Source organism: Micrococcus sp. NPDC078436, from assembly GCF_040702705.1.
Taxonomy (GTDB): Bacteria; Actinomycetota; Actinomycetes; order Actinomycetales; family Micrococcaceae; genus Micrococcus.
In genome coordinates this window covers 51824-68234 of the sequence record NZ_JBFBLX010000004.1, presented here as the reverse complement: position 1 = coordinate 68234, position 16411 = coordinate 51824, and the positions used below count along the sequence as shown (strand labels likewise).

Here is a 16411-nt window from a genome sequence, read left to right as displayed (position 1 = left end):
GGCGCCCGTGGCCGTCACCTGGTGCGAACTCCGCCTCTCGGCGGCGTATTCCGTACGCCACCATTCTGATCGCGCGGGGCCCTGCGGCGCCATGGCCCACCGCCCCGGCACTCGGGATCCGGCACTCGGGATCGGTGCGCTGGATCCGGCGTTCAGGATCCGGTGTCGGAGGTCCCCGGCAGTCCCTGCTCCGCGGCCCGCTTGTCGGCCATCGCCAGGAGGCGGCGTATGCGACCGGCGATCGCGTCCTTCGTCATGGGCGGGTCCGCGAGGCGGCCGAGCTCGTCGAGGGAGGCCTCCTTGTGGGCGATCCGGAGGCGTCCGGCCTCGAGCAGGTGGTCCGGCACGTCTGCGCCGAGGATCTCGAGGGCGCGCTCCACGCGGGCCCCGGCGGCGACGGCGGCCTGGGCCGAGCGGCGCAGGTTGGCGTCGTCGAAGTTGGCGAGCCGGTTGGCCGTGGCCCGGACCTCCTTGCGCTCGCGCCTCTCCTGCCACAGCGTGGCGGTCTGCTCCGCACCCACCGCCGTCAGGAGGGTCGCGATCCCCTCGCCGTCCCGCACGACGACGCGGTCCGCCTGGCGGACCTCGCGGGCCTTGGCGCCGACGCCGAGGCGCCGCGCGGCGCCGACGAGGGCGAGGGCTGCCTCCGGGCCGGGCGTGGTGACCTCGAGGGCGGCGGAGCGGCCGGGCTCCGTGAGCGAGCCGTGGGCGAGCAGGGCGCCGCGCCACACGGCGGCGGTGTCCCCGCGGGTGCCGTTCACGAGCACCGCCGGCAGGCCCCGCACGGGGCGGCCGCGAAGGTCCAGCAGCCCGGACTGCCGCGCGAGGTCCCCGCCGCCCCGCACCACGCGGATGACGTAGCGCTGGCCCCGGCGCAGGTTCCCGCCCGAGACCACCACGATCTCGGTCGTGTGGCCGTACAGCTCCGTGATCGCGGCCCGGAGGCGGCGGGCGCTCGCCCCGTGGTCCAGCTCGGCCTCGATGACCACGCGGCCGGAGACGAGGTGCAGTCCCCCGGCGAACCGGAGCATGGCGGCGGTCTCCGCCCGCCGCTCGGACGTCGAGCCCACCGGCACGCGCGCCAGCTCTTCCTTCAGGGTCATGGTCAGGGCCACGCTCGGCCTCCTTCTGGGGTCTGCGCCCGGATGGGCGGCCGCCGCCGACGCGATCAGTCGGTCATGGCCTCGTCGATCGCCACGGCCAGGCGCAGCGGGTCGTGGACCTGCGGGTCGAGGGCACTGCCCACTCTACTGAAGACGACGCGCGCGCCCATGCGGCGGGCGGCCCGCACGACCTCGGCACGGTCCTGGACCGCGTCCGCGTCCGCGATCACGACGTCGAGCCGCAGGTCGGGGGCATGGGAGTGCAGCACGGCGAGGTGGTCGGCGTGAGTGAGGCCCGTGGTCTCCTGCGTCCCGGTGTGCAGGTTCATGAGGTACAGGCGACGCGCGGGCGTGGCGCTCAGGGCCGCCCGCACGTCCGCCATGAGCAGGTGCGGCAGGACGGACGTGTAGAGGGATCCGGGGCCGATGACGACCCAGTCGGCCAGCTCGATGGCGGACAGCGCCTCGGGGGCGGGCACGGCGTCCGCAGGGTTGAGGCGCACGCCCGTGACGCGCCCCTCGAGCGCGGCCCGAGCCAGCGCCACCTGCCCCTCGACACGCCGCGTGCGCAGCCGGCCCTCGGCGTCGGAGCTGAGCACGTCGCCCTCGATCGTCAGGGGCGTGCGGGAGATCGGCAGGACCTCCCCGTGGGCGCGCAGGAGCGCGCCGGCCCAGCGCAGCCCGTCCACGGGGTCGCCGAGCAGCTCCCAGAGCGCGACGATCAGCAGGTTGCCGAGCGCGTGGTTGTCCAGCGTCGCCTCATGGGCGGGCACCTCGGTGGAGCGGAAGCGGTGCTGCATCACCTGCGCCCACGTGCGGCCCCAGTCCGTGTCGTCGCACAGGGCGGCCAGCGCCATGCGGAGGTCCCCGGGCGGCAGGACCGCCATCTCCTTGCGGATCGTGCCGGAGGAGCCGCCGTCGTCGGCCACCGTGACGACGGCCGTGAGGTGGCCGGCCACGAGCCGCAGCGCGGAGAGGGAGGCGTAGAGGCCGTGGCCGCCCCCGAGGGCGGTGACCCGCACGCCGGGGCGGGCGGCGCCCGGGGTGCGCACTCCCCCGCGGCCGCCGGATCCGGGGGGCAGGGGCAGCTGGCCCGTGAGGGGGGACGTCATTCGCGGCCCACGTCCCGGTGCTGCACGTGCACGCTCACGTGCGGGCGCTGGGCCAGCCGGCGCGCCAGCTCCTCCACGACCGCCACCGAGCGGTGCTTGCCGCCGGTGCACCCGACGGCGAGGGTCGCATAGTGCTTGTTCTCTCGGCGGTACCCCTCGAAGGCGGGGACGAGGGCCGCCGTGTACGCGGAGAGGAACTCCTGCACGCCCGGCTGCTGCAGCACGTAGTCCGACACCTGCTCCTCGCGGCCCGTGAACGGGCGCAGCTCGGGCACCCAGTGCGGGTTGGGGATGAAGCGCATGTCCGCCACGAAGTTGGCGTCCGCGGGGAGTCCGTACTTGAACCCGAAGCTCATGATGTTCAGGCGTAGGGTGATGGTGCCCGACTCGGAGAAGAGCTGGGTGATCTCCGTGGCCAGCCCGTGCACGTTCAGGTTCGAGGTGTCCACCACGACGTCGGCGCGGGCGCGCAGGTCCGCGAGGACCTCCCGCTCCGCCTGGATCCCGTCGAGGAGCCGGGCGTTGCCCTGCAGCGGATGGGGGCGGCGGCCCGCCTCGAAGCGGCGCACGAGCACCTCGTCCTCCGCCTCGAGGTAGACCATGCGGAACTCCACGCCGTTGTTCTCGAGCTGCTGGAGCGCGGTCCACAGCGCCTCCACGTACGTGCGGGAGCGCATGTCCACCACGATGGCCACGCGCGCGAACGCCTCGGGAGAGCGGGCCACGAGGTCCGCGAGGGTGACGAAGAGCTGCGGGGGCATGTTCTCGACCACGTACCAGCCGTGGTCCTCGAGGGCGTGGGCCGCGGTCGTGCGGCCGGCGCCGGCCATGCCCGTGATGACGACGACCTCGGGGGACGGGGGCTTCTCGGGCTGCAGACTCGGAGCGGTCATGGGGTCACTGTATCCGCCGGGGCGGACGCGACAGAGGGGTCTGCGGGCGCCGGTGCCGACGCCGTCAGCGCCGTGTGCACGGCCTCGGCGAGGCGGGGTCCGATGCCGGCCACCTCCGTGAGCCCCTCGACGCCGGCCGCCCGCATGCGCTCCGTCGAGCCGAAGTGGGTGAGCAGCGCCTGGCGCTTGGCGGGGCCCAGGCCGGGCACCTCGTCCAGGACGGAGGCGGTCATGCCCTTCGTCCGCCGGGAGCGGTGACCGGCGATGGCGAACCGGTGGGACTCGTCGCGGATGCGCTGCAGCAGGAACAGCCCCTCGGAGCTGCGCGGCAGGACCAGGGGGAACTCGTCCCCGGGCAGCCACACCTCCTCGAGCCGTTTGGCGAGGCCGACCACGGGGAGGTCCTCGAGGCCGAGCTCGGCGAGCACCTCGGCCGCGGCCGCCACCTGGGGAGCGCCGCCGTCGACGACGACGAGCGAGGGCGGGTACGCGAACCGGCGCTCCTCCGACCCGGTCTCGCCGTCCTCGGCGATCTGCCCCGTCAGGGGCACGCCCTCGCGGCGTTCGGCGGCGAGCCGGGAGAACCGGCGGCGCAGCACGTCCCGCAGGGACGCGGTGTCGTCCCGCGCTGCCTCACCGGTGACGTTGAAGCGGCGGTAGTCCTTCTTCTTGGCCAGGCCGTCCTCCATGACCACCATCGAGCCGACCACGTCGGTGCCCTGCGAGTGCGAGATGTCGTAGCACTCGATGCGCAGCAGGGGCTCGGCGATCTCCAGGGCCTCCTGCAGCTCGGTCAGGGCGGCCGAGCGCGCGGTGAGGTCCCCCGTGCGGCGCGACTTGTGGAGGCCGAGGGCCATCTCCGCATTCTGGCGCACCGTGCCGAGGAGGTCCTGCTTGGCGCCGCGCTGCGGGACGCGGATGGAGACCCGGGCCCCGCGCAGCCCGGAGAGCCACTCGGTCAGCTGCTCCGCCTCGCTCGGCATCACGGGCACGAGGACCTCGGCGGGGATCCGCTCGGTGTCCGCGGCGTCGCCGTAGACCTGCTTGAGCAGCTCCTCCACCATGACGTCCTCCCCCACGTCCTCCACGCGGTCCATGACCCAGCCCCGCTGGCCGCGGATGCGGCCCTGGCGGATGTGGAACACCTGCACGGCGGTCTCCAGCTCGTCCGAGTGGAGGGCGAAGATGTCCGCCTCGGTGTTCTCCGGGAGCACCACGGCGTTGCGCTCGAACACGCGGCGCAGGGCGGCGACGTCGTCGCGCAGGCGGGCGGCGTCCTCGTAGCGCAGGTCCGCGACGGCGTCCCCCATGGCCGCCTCGAGCTCGCGGATGAAGCGGGTCGCGTCCCCGGCCATGAAGTCGCAGAAGTCCTGCGCGAGCTCGCGGTGCTCGGCCGGGCTGATCCGCCCCACGCACGGGGCGGAGCACTTGCCGATGTAGCCGAGCAGGCACGGGCGGTCCTGGGCCTGCGCGCGCCGGAACACCCCCGCGGAGCACGTGCGCACGGGAAAGACGCGCAGCATGAGGTCCACGGTCTCGCGGATGGCCTTGGCGGGGTGGAAGGGCCCGAAGTACTTCACGCCGGGCCGCTTGTCCCCACGCATCACCTGCACGCGCGGGAACTGCTCGTTCATGGTCACGGCGAGGTAGGGGTAGGACTTGTCGTCCCGGTACATGATGTTGAAGCGGGGCCGGTACTGCTTGATCCAGGTGTACTCGAGCTGCAGCGCCTCGAGCTCCGAGCCCACCACGGTCCACTCCACGGCGGCCGCGGTGAAGACCATGGTGCGGGTCTTGGTGGCCAGCCGGGCCGGGTCCTGGAAGTAGGAGCTCAGGCGCGACCGGAGGTTCTTCGCCTTGCCCACGTAGACGACGCGGCCGTCCGCGTCCCGGAAGCGGTACACGCCCGGGGACGTGGAGATCTCGCCCGGCGCGGGGCGGTAGGTGGACGGATCAGCCACGGGCGCCCTGGTCCGACGACGGCGCGGCGTTGTACGTGTCCACGCGCTCCTGGCCGGAGAGCGCGGCGATCGCGGCCATGATCGCCTCGGTGGCCTCGCGCCGCTGCGGCAGGGCGTGCCGGCGGCCGGGGTGCCCGAAGTCGAGCGGCTCGCCTGCCGCGAGGGTGAAGCGGTGCGGGCGGAACCCGTTGGTGCCGGGGGGCTGGAGGCCCTCGGTGCCGCGCAGGCCGACCGGGACCACGGGGGCGCCCGTGGTGAGCGCGAGCCATGCCGCGCCCGTGCGTCCGCGGTAGAGGCGCCCGTCGCGGCTGCGGGTGCCCTCGGGGTAGATGCCCACGCCCTGGCCGGCCTCGATCAGGCCCACCAGCTGGTCCAGGGCCGCGACGGAGGCCGCCTGCTCCCCGCGCTCCACGGGGATCGATCCGACGGCGTCGAAGAACCACCTCTGGGCGCGGCCTCGGGGCCCGGCGCCCGTGAAGTACTCCGCCTTGGCGAAGAACGCGACCGGGCGCGGGGCGAGCGCCTGGAGGATCACGGAGTCGAAGAAGGAGAGGTGGTTGGAGGCGAGGATGAACGGCCCGGACGCGGGAACGTTCTCGAGGCCGGTCACCTCCGGCCGGCACGACAGACGCAGGAACGCCGCCGCGGACCGGCGGATGGGCTCCGAGGTGGCCATGGTGTCTCCGCCCTTCAGCGTGTGGTCGGGAATCGGGTCATGCTACGCCAGGAGCTCCGCGAGGAACCGGCCGGTGTGGCTCTCCGCGACCTTCGCGACGTCCTCCGGGGTGCCCGTGGCGACGATCGTGCCGCCCCCGGACCCACCCTCGGGTCCGAGGTCGATCACGTGGTCCGCGCACTTGATGACGTCCAGGTTGTGCTCGATGGTGAGCACGGTGTTGCCCTTGTCCACGAGCGACTGCAGCACCTGCAGCAGCTTGCGGATGTCCTCGAAGTGCAGGCCCGTGGTGGGCTCGTCCAGCACGTAGATGGAGCGGCCGTTGGAGCGCTTCTGCAGCTCCGCGGCGAGCTTGACCCGCTGGGCCTCGCCGCCGGAGAGCGTGGTGGCCGGCTGCCCGAGGCGCACGTAGCCCAGGCCGACGTCCACGAGGGTGTCCAGGTAGCGCGAGATGCGGGTGTACGCGCTGAAGAACTGCGCGGCCTCCTCGATCGGCATGTCCAGGACCTCGGCGATGTTCTTGCCCTTGTAGAGCACCTCGAGGGTCTCGCGGTTGTACCGGGCGCCGTGGCACACCTCGCACGGGACGTAGACGTCCGGCAGGAAGTTCATCTCGATCTTCAGCGTGCCGTCGCCCGCGCACGCCTCGCAGCGCCCGCCCTTGATGTTGAAGGAGAACCGGCCCTGCTGGTAGCCGCGCACCTTCGCCTCCGGGGTCTCCGCGAAGAGCTTGCGGATCGCGTCGAACACGCCGGTGTAGGTGGCCGGGTTGGAGCGCGGCGTGCGGCCGATGGGGCTCTGGTCCACGTGCACCACCTTGTCCAGGTGCTCGAGGCCCGCCACCGTGCGATGCCGGCCGGGCACCATCTTGGCGCCGTTGAGCCGGTTGGCCAGCACCTTGTAGAGGATCTCGTTGATGAGCGTGGACTTGCCCGAGCCGGAGACGCCGGTGACGGCGGTGAGCACGCCCAGCGGGATGTCCACGGACACGTTCTGCAGGTTGTTCTCCTGGGCGCCCTTGACGGTCAGCTTGCGGTTCCTGTCCAGGGGACGGCGCCGCTCGGGGACCGCGATCGAGCGCCGGCCCGCGAGGTAGTCGCCGGTCACGGAGTGCGTGTTCGCTTTGAGCTCCTCGAGGGAGCCGGAGTGCACGACCTCGCCGCCCCGCTCGCCGGCGCGGGGGCCGATGTCCACGATCCAGTCGGCCTCGGCGATCGTGTCCTCGTCGTGCTCCACCACGATCAGCGTGTTGCCGAGGTCGCGCAGGCGCAGCAGCGTGTCGATCAGCCGGCGGTTGTCCCGCTGGTGCAGGCCGATGGAGGGCTCGTCCAGGACGTAGAGCACGCCCACGAGCCCCGAGCCGATCTGGGTGGCCAGGCGGATGCGCTGCGCCTCGCCGCCGGAGAGCGTGCCCGCGGGGCGCTCGAGGTTCAGGTACTCCAGGCCCACGTCGAGGAGGAACGCGAGGCGGGCGAGGATCTCCTTGAGCACCTGGTCCGCGATCTGCCGCTGGCGGTCCGTGAGGGTGAGCCCCTCGAGGAACTCGAGGGCGTCCCGCATGGGCAGGGCGGTCGCCTCGGCGATGGACTTGCCGCCCACGAGCACGTTGAGCACGGTGGGGTTCAGGCGCGCGCCCTTGCACACGGGGCAGGGGATCTCGCGCATGAAGGACTCGTAGCGCTCCCGCGCTCCGTCCGACTCGGTCTCCCCGTGCTTGCGCATCACGTACGGGAGGACGCCCTCGAAGCCCGTGGTGTAGCGGCGCTCGCGGCCGAAGCGGTTGCGGAAGGACACCTCGACCTTGAAGTCCTTGCCGTGGAGCACCGCGTCCTGCTGCTCCGCCGTGAGCGCGTGCCACGGGGCGTCGAGCGAGAACCGCATCTCCGTGGCCAGCCCGCCGAGCACGCGCAGCCAGTAGTCCGAGGTGGACTTGCCGAGCGACCACGGGACGATCGCGCCCTCGCGGATGGACAGCTCGTCGTTGGGGACCACGAGGTCCGGGTCCACCTGCAGGCGCGAGCCGATGCCGGTGCACTCGGGGCACGCGCCGAAGGGGTTGTTGAAGGAGAAGGAGCGCGGCTCGATCTCGTCCACGGTCTGCTCGTGCCCGTTGGGGCAGCTGAGCTTCTCCGAGAACGTGCGGAAGCGCGGGTTGCCCTCGGCGTCCTTGCCGCCCCACTCCCCCGTGTTCTTCTTGCCCTTCTGCTCCTCGACCTCCACGTCCACGAACTCGACCGCCACGAGGCCGTCCGCGATCTTCAGCGCGGTCTCCACGGAGTCCGTGAGGCGCTGGCGGATGCCCTCCTTCATGGCCAGGCGGTCCACCACGACGGCGATGGTGTGCTTGTTCTGCTTCTTCAGCGTGGGCGGGTCGGAGAGCTGGACCGTCTCCCCGTCCACCACCGCGCGGGCGAAGCCCTGCGTGGTCAGCTGGGCGAAGAGGTCCACGAACTCGCCCTTGCGGCCGCGGACCACGGGGGCCAGCACCTGGAAGCGGGTGCGCTCGGGCAGCTCCTCGAGCTGGTCCACGATCTGCTGCGGGGTCTGGCGGCTCACGGGCTCCCCGCACACGGGGCAGTGGGCCACGCCGACGCGGGCCCAGAGCAGACGCATGTAGTCGTAGATCTCGGTGATGGTGCCCACCGTGGAGCGCGGGTTGCGGTTGGTGGACTTCTGGTCGATGGAGACCGCCGGGGACAGGCCCTCGATGAAGTCCACGTCCGGCTTGTCCACGCGGCCCAGGAACATGCGCGCGTACGAGGAGAGCGACTCCACGTAGCGCCGCTGGCCCTCGGCGAAGATCGTGTCGAACGCGAGGGAGGACTTGCCCGAGCCGGACAGGCCCGTGAAGACCACCATGGCGTCCCGCGGGATGGACACGTCCACGTTCTTCAGGTTGTGCTCGCGCGCGCCCTTCACGACGATGCGGTCCCGCTCGGCGCCGGCCTGCGCGAGGCGGCCGTGGCCGGACGCGAGCCCGGCACGCTCCGGCTCGACGGCGGGCCCGGGAGCGGACTCGGGGGCGGCGGTGGACGGGGTGGGGGCGGTGTTCTTCGGCACCCGGCCAGTGTAGGCGGGGCACCGGACACGGCAGGGGGACTCCCCGCGCGGCGGAGCCAGCCCGCCCGGGCGCACCGACGCTGACCGTCGTTCCCCGTCCGAGCCCCGGTCCGGGCCCCGGCCCGGGTCGGTGCTCTCCGGTCCGGGCCGGTCCGCCCCTGGCGCCTCCGGGGCCTTTCGGCCACACTGGTCCGCATGCCCGCGACCTCGAAGAACCGCGTCCTGCACGACCTGCCGGGAGTCTCCGTGCGCGTCCGCTCCGTCTCCGCGATGGACAACGACGTGTACCTCCTGACCTCCAAGACGACGGGAGCACAGGTGCTGATCGACGCCGCGGACGACGCGGACGCGATCGAGGCGCTGCTGGCCTCGGCCGACGTCGACACCCCGTGCGAGACCTGGCTCGCGGCGATCGTCACGACGCACCGCCACTGGGACCACGTCCGGGCGCTCGCCGAGGTCGCCGGGGCCCACGAGGAGGCGGTCCTCTACGCCGGGGCCGACGACGCCGCCGCCATCGCCGAGGAGTCCGGCGTGCAGATCGACCGGGCCGTCGGCCAGGGCGACCGGATCGCCGTGGACGGCCTCGTGCTCGACGTGATCGCCCTGCGCGGCCACACCCCGGGCTCGATCGCCCTGGCCCACGAGCCCGGCCCCGACGAGGCGACCCTGCTCTTCACCGGAGACTCCCTCTTCCCCGGCGGCGTGGGCAGCACGGAGAAGGATCCGGAGCGGTTCGCCTCCCTGCTCGCCGACGTCAGCGCGCGCCTCTTCGACGTCTACGACGACGACACGCACGTCCACCCCGGCCACGGCGACTCGACCACGCTCGGCGACGAGCGGCCGCACCTGCCGGAGTGGGCCGAGCGCGGCTGGTGACCCCGGCCGGCGCCGATACCCTGGGCGGGATGACTTCCTCTGCCCCCGCTCCCGCCTCCGCCACGACTCCGCCCGCCCTCCTCGCCCGCCTCGACGCCCTGGACGCGTCCCCGGACGCCGACGCGGTGTTCGAGGCGTTCACCGCGTGGACGGACGAGCGCGGGATCTCCCTGTACCCGGCGCAGGAGGAGGCCGTCCTCGAGCTCGTGCAGGGCCACAACGTGGTGCTCGCCACCCCCACGGGCTCCGGGAAGTCACTCGTGGCCATCGGGGCCCACGCCGACGCCCTCGCGCACGAGCGCGTCTCCTACTACACGGCGCCGATCAAGGCGCTCGTCTCCGAGAAGTTCTTCGCCCTCGTGGACGTGTTCGGCGCGGAGAACGTCGGCATGGTCACGGGCGACTCCACCGTGAACGGCGACGCCCCCATCATCTGCTGCACCGCCGAGATCCTGGCCAACCGCGCACTGCGGGAGGGCTCGGGGATGGACATCGGCACCGTGGTCATGGACGAGTTCCACTACTACGCGGACCCCTCCCGCGGCTGGGCGTGGCAGCTGCCGCTCCTGGAGCTCCCCCAGGCGCGGTTCCTCCTCATGTCCGCCACCCTGGGCGACACGAGCCGCCTCACCGCGGACCTGACCGAGCGCACGGGCCGCGAGACCGCCGTCGTCGCCCACGCCGAGCGCCCGATCCCCCTGAGCTTCGAGTGGTCCGAGGTCCCGCTGCAGGAGAAGGTGGAGGAGCTCGTCTCCACCCGCCAGGCCCCCGTGTACGTGGTGCACTTCTCCCAGCTGGACGCCGTGGAGACGGCCCAGGGGCTGACCTCGATCTCCGTGACCACGAAGGAGGAGAAGGAGGCCATCGCGGCGCGGATCGCCGGCTTCCGCTTCTCCGCGGGCTTCGGCCACACCCTGAACCGCCTCGTGCGGGCGGGCATCGGCGTGCACCACGCGGGCATGCTCCCGAAGTACCGGCGCCTCGTGGAGAAGCTCGCGCAGGACGGCCTGCTCAAGGTCATCTGCGGCACGGACACGCTCGGCGTCGGGATCAACGTGCCGATCCGCACCGTGCTCCTCACCGCGCTGTCCAAGTTCGACGGCGAGCGGACCCGCCTCCTCCAGGCCCGCGAGTTCCACCAGATCGCCGGACGGGCCGGGCGCGCGGGCTACGACACCTCGGGCACCGTGGTGGTGCAGGCCCCCGAGCACGTGATCGAGAACGCCGCGGCCGCGCGCAGGGCCGCCGCGAAGTTCGCGTCCGTCAAGGACGAGGCCGAGCGCGAGAAGCGCATGAAGCAGTCCCTCAAGGGCGCGAAGAAGAAGTCGCCGCCGCAGGGGTTCGTCTCGTGGGGCCGGGCCAGCTTCGAGCGCCTCGTGGAGGCCGAGCCGGAGCCGCTGTCCTCCCGCATGCGGCTCACCCACTCCATGCTCCTGAACATCCTGGACCGGCCCGGGGACCCCGTGATCGCGGTGCGGCGCCTGCTGCGCGGCACGCACGAGACGCCGGCCCGCCAGGCGGCGCTGATGCGGCAGGCGCTCGGCATCTTCCGCGAGCTGCTCGCCGCGGGGATCGTGGAGAAGCTCCCGGAGCCGGACGCCGAGGGCCGCACGGTGGACCTCACGGTGGACCTGCAGGCGGACTTCGCCCTCAACCAGCCGCTCTCCCCCTTCGCCCTGGCCGCCCTCGAGCTCCTGGACCCGGCCGAGCCGGACCACGCGCTCGACGTCGTCTCCGTGATCGAGGCGACCCTCGACCCGCCGCGCCAGGTGCTCTCCGCCCAGGCGAAGAAGGCCAAGGGCGAGGCCGTGGCCGCCATGAAGGCCGAGGGCATGGACTACAACGACCGCATGGCCGCCCTCGAGGAGGTCACGTACCCGCAGCCGCTCGCCGAGCTGCTCGAGCAGCAGTTCGAGGTGTACCGCAAGGACGCCCCGTGGCTCGCCGAGTTCGAGCTCGCCCCGAAGTCCGTGGTGCGGGACATGTTCGAGCGCGCCATGGGCTTCGGCGACTACGTGCGCTTCTACGGGATCGCCCGCTCCGAGGGCGTGCTGCTGCGCTACCTCACGGACGCCGTGAAGGCGCTGCGCCACACGGTGCCGCAGGAGTCGCGCACGGACGAGCTGCAGGTGCTGCTGGACTGGCTCGACGAGATGGTCAAGCAGACCGACTCCTCCCTCCTCGAGGAGTGGGAGGACCTCGTGGCCGGGGACATCGAGGAGCTCCGCAAGGACATGGAGTCCATCGCCCCGCCCGCTCCCCCGCGCCTCACGGACAACACGCCGGTGTTCCGCGTGATGGTGCGCAACGCGATGTTCCAGCGGGTGCGCCTGTTCGGGGACGAGCAGGACGCGCGGCTGGCCGAGCTCTCCGGCGACCTCTCCGCGGACGACTGGGCCGACGCGCTCGACGCGTACTTCGACGACCACGAGGACATCGACGACTCGGCCGCCGCGCGCGGCCCCGAGCTGTTCCGCGTGGCCACGGCGCCCCCCGTGCCCGCCCCGCTCGAGCTCACCGGCGCCCGCTGGTGGGCCGTCCGCCAGGTCCTCAAGGACCACGACGGCGACCTCGACCACGGCATCAACGCGGTCGTCGACCTCGACGCCTCGGACGAGGCCGGTCACCCCGTCATCCGCGTCGTCTCGGTGGGCGCGCCCGAGTCCGGGTGGGGGCTGTGACGCACGACGGCGGCTCCCCCGTCCCCGGGGGCGGGGCCGCCTCGGCGCTCCCGCCCGGCGACCCGCGCGGCTTCGCGCCCCGGGAGGCCGCGGAGCACGTGCGCGGCGCGCAGACGACGCTCTTCGACGGCACGGTGATCGTGGACCACCGGTTCACCGTCCCCGTCGACCACGCCGACACCCTCGAGCAGGCGCGGGCGAAGGACGCGTCCGCCACGGGGCTCGGGCCCGGGGGCGCGGGCACGCTCCGCGTGGTCGCGCGCGAGGTGCGCGGACCGGCGGCAGGGTCGGCGGACCTGCCCTGGCTCCTGTACCTGCAGGGCGGTCCGGGCAGCGGCGCCGCCCGCCCCGCACGCCTGGGCGGCTGGCTCAAGGAGGCCGCGGGGCGGTTCCGGGTGCTCCTGCTGGACCAGCGCGGGACGGGGGCCTCCACCCCGGCCACCGTCGCTTCCCTCGCGGGGATGTCCCCCGAGGCCCAGGCCGCGTACCTGGGGCACCTGCGGGCGCCCTCCATCGTCGCGGACGCCGAGATGGTCCGCCTCGCCCTCGGCGCGGACCCGTGGGCCACGCTCGGCCAGAGCTTCGGCGGCTTCTGCACGCTGAGCTACCTCTCCTGGTTCCCCGAGGGCCTCGCGCGCTGCCACGTCACGGGCGGCCTCGCCCCGCTCACGGGGCACGCCGACCGCGTGTACCGGGCCACCTACGCGCGCATGCGGGAGCGGAACCGCGAGTTCTTCGACCGCCACCCGCACGCGTGGGTGGCCTGGGAGCGCGTCGTCGCCCATCTGCGGGCCCGCGAGTCGGCCGGCACGCCCGAGCGCCTGCCGGACGGCACCGCGCTCACGGTGGCCCGCGCCCAGATGCTCGGCGTGCTGCTGGGCGGCAACACCCGCGTCGACTCCCTGCTCTACGTGCTGACCGAGGCGTTCGACGAGGGTGCTCGCCAGGCGCGGCTGAGCGAGGGCTTCCGGGCCGCCGTCGCCGCCCAGGCCGACCGCGCCCAGACGCCGCTGTACACACTGCTCCACGAGGCGATCTACGCCCAGCCGGGCGCCGCGCCGACGGACTGGTCGGCCGCGCGCGTCCTCCAGGAGCACCCGGACTTCGACCCGGGCGCGTGCAGCGGGGACGCCGCCGTCCCGGAGGGCACCCCCCTGCTCACGGGCGAGCACGTGTTCGCGTGGCAGCTCGAGGCCGGGGCGCCCCTGCACCCGCTGGCCGAGGCCGCGCAGCTCATAGCCGCCCGCGAGGACTGGGGCGCGCTCTACGACCTCGGCGCGCTCGCGGCCAACCGCGTGCCCGTGGCCGCGGCCGTCTACACGCACGACGTCTACGTGGACCGCGACCTCTCCCTCGAGACGGCCGCACGGGTGCGCGGGCTGCGCGTGTGGGAGACCGACGCGTTCCACCACGACGGGCTCGCCGACGACGGCGCGGCCGTCCTCGCCCGTCTCCTGGAGATGACGGAGGCCCCCGGTCCGATCGGGTGATCGGGGCGGGGGCCTGTCCGTGCGGCGACGCCGCGTGCCTCAGACGCGGGGTCCGGCCTGGCGGACGATCGCCTCGGACACGCCGCGCGGATCCGCCGAGTCCGGGTCGGAGAGGCGCGTCTCGTGCGCCGTGCGGATGATCTGGGAGTAGCGGTCCTTGTGGTCCAGGAGCTTGTCCCGCCACTTCTGGTCGACCTGCTCGGCCTTGGCCGTCCAGGTGTCCATCCTCTCGGCGGCCGCGCGGCGCTCCTCGAGGGGCGCCTGCGGGTCGAGCTGGGTGAAGCGGTGGGAGAACTTCTCCGCGTTCTGCAGCGTCCGCAGGGCCTGGCCCTTGGGCGAGGCCAGGGAGACCAGCACGGTCAGCACCAGGATGCCGACGACGACGATCAGCGAGAGCACCGTGGGGATCTCCACAACCGACACGTTCTGGCCGTCGTTGATGAACGAGAGGTTGTTCTCGTGCAGCGCGTGGAGGATCAGCTTCACGCCGATGAAGGCGAGGATCGCGGACAGGCCGTACGAGAGGTACACGAGGCGGTCCAGGAGGCCGTCGATGAGGAAGTACAGCTGGCGCAGGCCCATGAGGGAGAACGCGGTGGCCGTGAAGACGATGTACGCCTCCTGGGTCACGCCGAAGATGGCGGGGATGGAGTCGAAGGCGAAGAGGATGTCCGTCGCGCCGATGGCCACCATGACGAGGAGCATCGGCGTCATGACCTTCTTGCCGTTCTCCACCGTGAACAGCCGGTCGCCGTCGAACGAGTCCGAGGCGGGGAGGAAGCGCTTGGCCAGGCGGACCATCACGTTGTCCGCCTCGTCCTCGGCGGAGTCGCCCGCGAGCTCCCCCTTGAGCTGGTTGCCGGCCACGATCAGGAGCACGATGCCGAAGAGGTAGAACACGTCGGACCACACCGAGATCACGGCCGCGCCCAGCAGGATGAAGACCGTGCGGGAGATGAGCGCGAAGGTGATGCCGAACAGCAGCACCTTCTGCTGGTAGTCGCGCGGGACCCGGAACGAGGCCATGATGACCAGGAACACGAAGAGGTTGTCGACGCTGAGCGCCTTCTCCAGGATGTAGCCGGTGTAGTACTCCACCGCGTGCTGGGTGTCCCCGAACGCGAAGAAGACGAGGCCGAAGAGCAGGGCGATGCCGATGTAGACGCCGGACCAGACCGCGGCCTCGCGGATGGTGGGCGTGTGCGCCTTGCGCACGTGGGCGAAGTAGTCGAAGGCGAGGAGGCCCACGATCAGTGCGATCGTCAGCCCCCAGGTCAGACCGGTGATCTCCATGGGAGCACCTTTCGTGAGGGGGTCTCGATGAGTGCTCGCAAGTCTCTCCGCCTCGCCTCCGGTTCCTCCCGGCGCCCAGGCCGCTGTGCCCGGCGGGCCGCATCGGGATTCTCGACCGATCGGCGCGCGTACTGACGTTCACAGCGTTGTGGATACTCCCCCACGACGGGCCCACTCTACCGGAGGGCGCGCCCGCCCGCTCAACGGTCGTCCGACTCCGCCCGCTCCGCGATGTCCTGCATGCGGTGCGCGCCGTGGAAGACCGGCTCCGCCCCGTCCTCGGGCGCCTTGCCCCACAGCAGGGAGGCGAGGGTGGCGACCACGAGGGTGCCCAGGATGACGGCCAGCGAGACGAACGTCGAGATCTCCGGCACCCAGGTGACGGGATGGCCGCCGTTGAGGAAGGGCAGCTCGTTCTCGTGCAGGGCGTGGAAGATGAGCTTCACGCCGATGAAGGCGAGGATGAACGCGAGTCCGTGCTTGAGGAACACCAGGCGGTCCATGAGCCCGCCGAGCAGGAAGTAGAGCTGGCGCAGGCCCATGAGGGCGAAGATGTTGGCCGTCAGCACGATGAACCAGTTCTGAGTGAGGCCGAAGATCGCCGGGATCGAGTCCACCGCGAACATGACGTCCGTCAGGCCGATGGTGATGAACACGACCACCATGGGGGTGAACATGCGCTTGCCGTCCACGGTGGTGCGCAGCCTGTTCCCGTCGTAGTCCGGGGCCACGTTGAGCCGGCGCGTGAGCCGGGCGACGATCCCGGGCTCGGACTCCTCGCCGTCGTCGTCGTCCTTGAGCTGGTGCCATGCGGTCCAGAGCAGGAAGGCGCCGAAGATGTAGAACACCCACGTGAGGTGCTCGATGGCCACCGCGCCGATCGCGATGAAGACGGCCCGCGCGATGAGGGCGATGATGATGCCCACCATCAGGACCTCCTGCTGGTACCGGCGCGGCACCTGGAACTTGGCCATGATGATGAGGAAGACGAACAGGTTGTCCACGCTCAGGCTGTACTCGGTGACCCAGCCGGCAAGGAACTCCGTGCCGTGCTGGGCGTCGCCCAGGACGAAGAGCAGGCCCGCGAAGACGAGGGCGAGCGTCACGTAGAAGCCGATCCACAGGCCCGCCTCCTTCATGGAGGGCTCATGGGGCCGCCGCGCGACGTAGAGCAGGTCCAGCAGCAGGATGAGGCCGAGCACCACGAGGGTGCCGCCCTCGAAGGCGGGGCTGAGAACGTCCATGGACGGGGGTCCTTTCGTC

Annotated in this window: 11 protein-coding genes; 3 read left to right on the top strand and 8 right to left on the bottom strand. The window is 72.4% G+C overall.

All coding sequences use genetic code 11. From position 1 onward, the window contains the following. Window positions 1-152 precede the first annotated feature (152 nt). From whiA to uvrA, 6 genes are read right to left on the bottom strand one after another with little or no spacing between them, the layout of a single operon-like run. Window positions 153-1115, bottom strand: a complete 963-nt coding sequence (gene whiA / locus AB0302_RS03800) for a DNA-binding protein WhiA (protein ID WP_366370565.1) — start codon at window positions 1113-1115, stop codon at window positions 153-155. Between the two features lie 53 nt (window positions 1116-1168). Then, the gene (yvcK, locus tag AB0302_RS03795) at window positions 1169-2215 is read right to left on the bottom strand and encodes a uridine diphosphate-N-acetylglucosamine-binding protein YvcK (RefSeq protein WP_319074345.1); all 1047 of its coding nucleotides are present in this window, start codon (window positions 2213-2215) and stop codon (window positions 1169-1171) included. Next, complete coding sequence (rapZ, locus tag AB0302_RS03790) at window positions 2212-3108, bottom strand: RNase adapter RapZ (protein ID WP_248116996.1); 897 nt, start codon at window positions 3106-3108, stop codon at window positions 2212-2214. The genes yvcK and rapZ overlap by 4 nt, the downstream gene beginning before the upstream one ends. Further along, the gene (gene uvrC, locus AB0302_RS03785) at window positions 3105-5069 is read right to left on the bottom strand and encodes an excinuclease ABC subunit UvrC (protein WP_366370564.1); all 1965 of its coding nucleotides are present in this window, start codon (window positions 5067-5069) and stop codon (window positions 3105-3107) included. Before uvrC ends, rapZ begins: the two co-directional genes overlap by 4 nt. Then, window positions 5062-5745: a lysophospholipid acyltransferase family protein gene (locus tag AB0302_RS03780; protein ID WP_298710275.1), complete on the bottom strand. Its 684-nt coding sequence runs from the start codon at window positions 5743-5745 to the stop codon at window positions 5062-5064. Before AB0302_RS03780 ends, uvrC begins: the two co-directional genes overlap by 8 nt. Window positions 5746-5787: 42 nt before the next feature. Further along, window positions 5788-8670, bottom strand: a complete 2883-nt coding sequence (gene uvrA / locus AB0302_RS03775) for an excinuclease ABC subunit UvrA (RefSeq protein WP_319074365.1) — start codon at window positions 8668-8670, stop codon at window positions 5788-5790. 330 nt (window positions 8671-9000) lie between these two features. Between uvrA and AB0302_RS03770 the strand changes: the two genes are divergently transcribed. Genes AB0302_RS03770 through AB0302_RS03760 form a run of 3 tightly spaced genes read left to right on the top strand, consistent with a single transcriptional unit; the run spans window position 9001 to window position 13855 of the window. Continuing rightward, window positions 9001-9684 (top strand): MBL fold metallo-hydrolase, encoded by a 684-nt coding sequence (locus tag AB0302_RS03770; RefSeq protein ID WP_319074351.1) that lies wholly within the window; start codon window positions 9001-9003, stop codon window positions 9682-9684. Window positions 9685-9713: 29 nt separating this feature from the next. Beyond that, on the top strand, window positions 9714-12365 hold the full coding sequence (locus AB0302_RS03765) for a DUF3516 domain-containing protein (RefSeq protein WP_366370563.1): 2652 nt from the start codon (window positions 9714-9716) through the stop codon (window positions 12363-12365). Next, on the top strand, window positions 12362-13855 hold the full coding sequence (locus AB0302_RS03760; RefSeq protein WP_366370562.1) for an alpha/beta fold hydrolase: 1494 nt from the start codon (window positions 12362-12364) through the stop codon (window positions 13853-13855). Before AB0302_RS03765 ends, AB0302_RS03760 begins: the two co-directional genes overlap by 4 nt. A 39-nt stretch (window positions 13856-13894) precedes the next feature. On the opposite strand, the gene AB0302_RS03755 is transcribed toward AB0302_RS03760, so the two are convergent. Both AB0302_RS03755 and AB0302_RS03750 read right to left on the bottom strand, forming a co-directional pair. Beyond that, window positions 13895-15148: a TerC family protein gene (locus AB0302_RS03755; RefSeq protein WP_319074355.1), complete on the bottom strand. Its 1254-nt coding sequence runs from the start codon at window positions 15146-15148 to the stop codon at window positions 13895-13897. Between the two features lie 200 nt (window positions 15149-15348). Next, complete coding sequence (locus AB0302_RS03750; RefSeq protein WP_366370561.1) at window positions 15349-16392, bottom strand: TerC family protein; 1044 nt, start codon at window positions 16390-16392, stop codon at window positions 15349-15351. Window positions 16393-16411 lie beyond the last annotated feature (19 nt).

What these genes read in the sequence shown, in the direction of transcription:
- AB0302_RS03780 (WP_298710275.1), bottom strand. Translation starts at nt 5,745, where the DNA reads ATGGCCACCTCGGAGCCCATCCGCCGGTCCGCGGCGGCGTTCCTGCGT.
- AB0302_RS03755 (WP_319074355.1), bottom strand. Translation starts at nt 15,148, where the DNA reads ATGGAGATCACCGGTCTGACCTGGGGGCTGACGATCGCACTGATCGTG.
- yvcK (WP_319074345.1), bottom strand. Translation starts at nt 2,215, where the DNA reads ATGACGTCCCCCCTCACGGGCCAGCTGCCCCTGCCCCCCGGATCCGGC.
- AB0302_RS03765 (WP_366370563.1), top strand. Translation starts at nt 9,714, where the DNA reads ATGACTTCCTCTGCCCCCGCTCCCGCCTCCGCCACGACTCCGCCCGCC.
- AB0302_RS03770 (WP_319074351.1), top strand. Translation starts at nt 9,001, where the DNA reads ATGCCCGCGACCTCGAAGAACCGCGTCCTGCACGACCTGCCGGGAGTC.
- rapZ (WP_248116996.1), bottom strand. Translation starts at nt 3,108, where the DNA reads ATGACCGCTCCGAGTCTGCAGCCCGAGAAGCCCCCGTCCCCCGAGGTC.
- AB0302_RS03750 (WP_366370561.1), bottom strand. Translation starts at nt 16,392, where the DNA reads ATGGACGTTCTCAGCCCCGCCTTCGAGGGCGGCACCCTCGTGGTGCTC.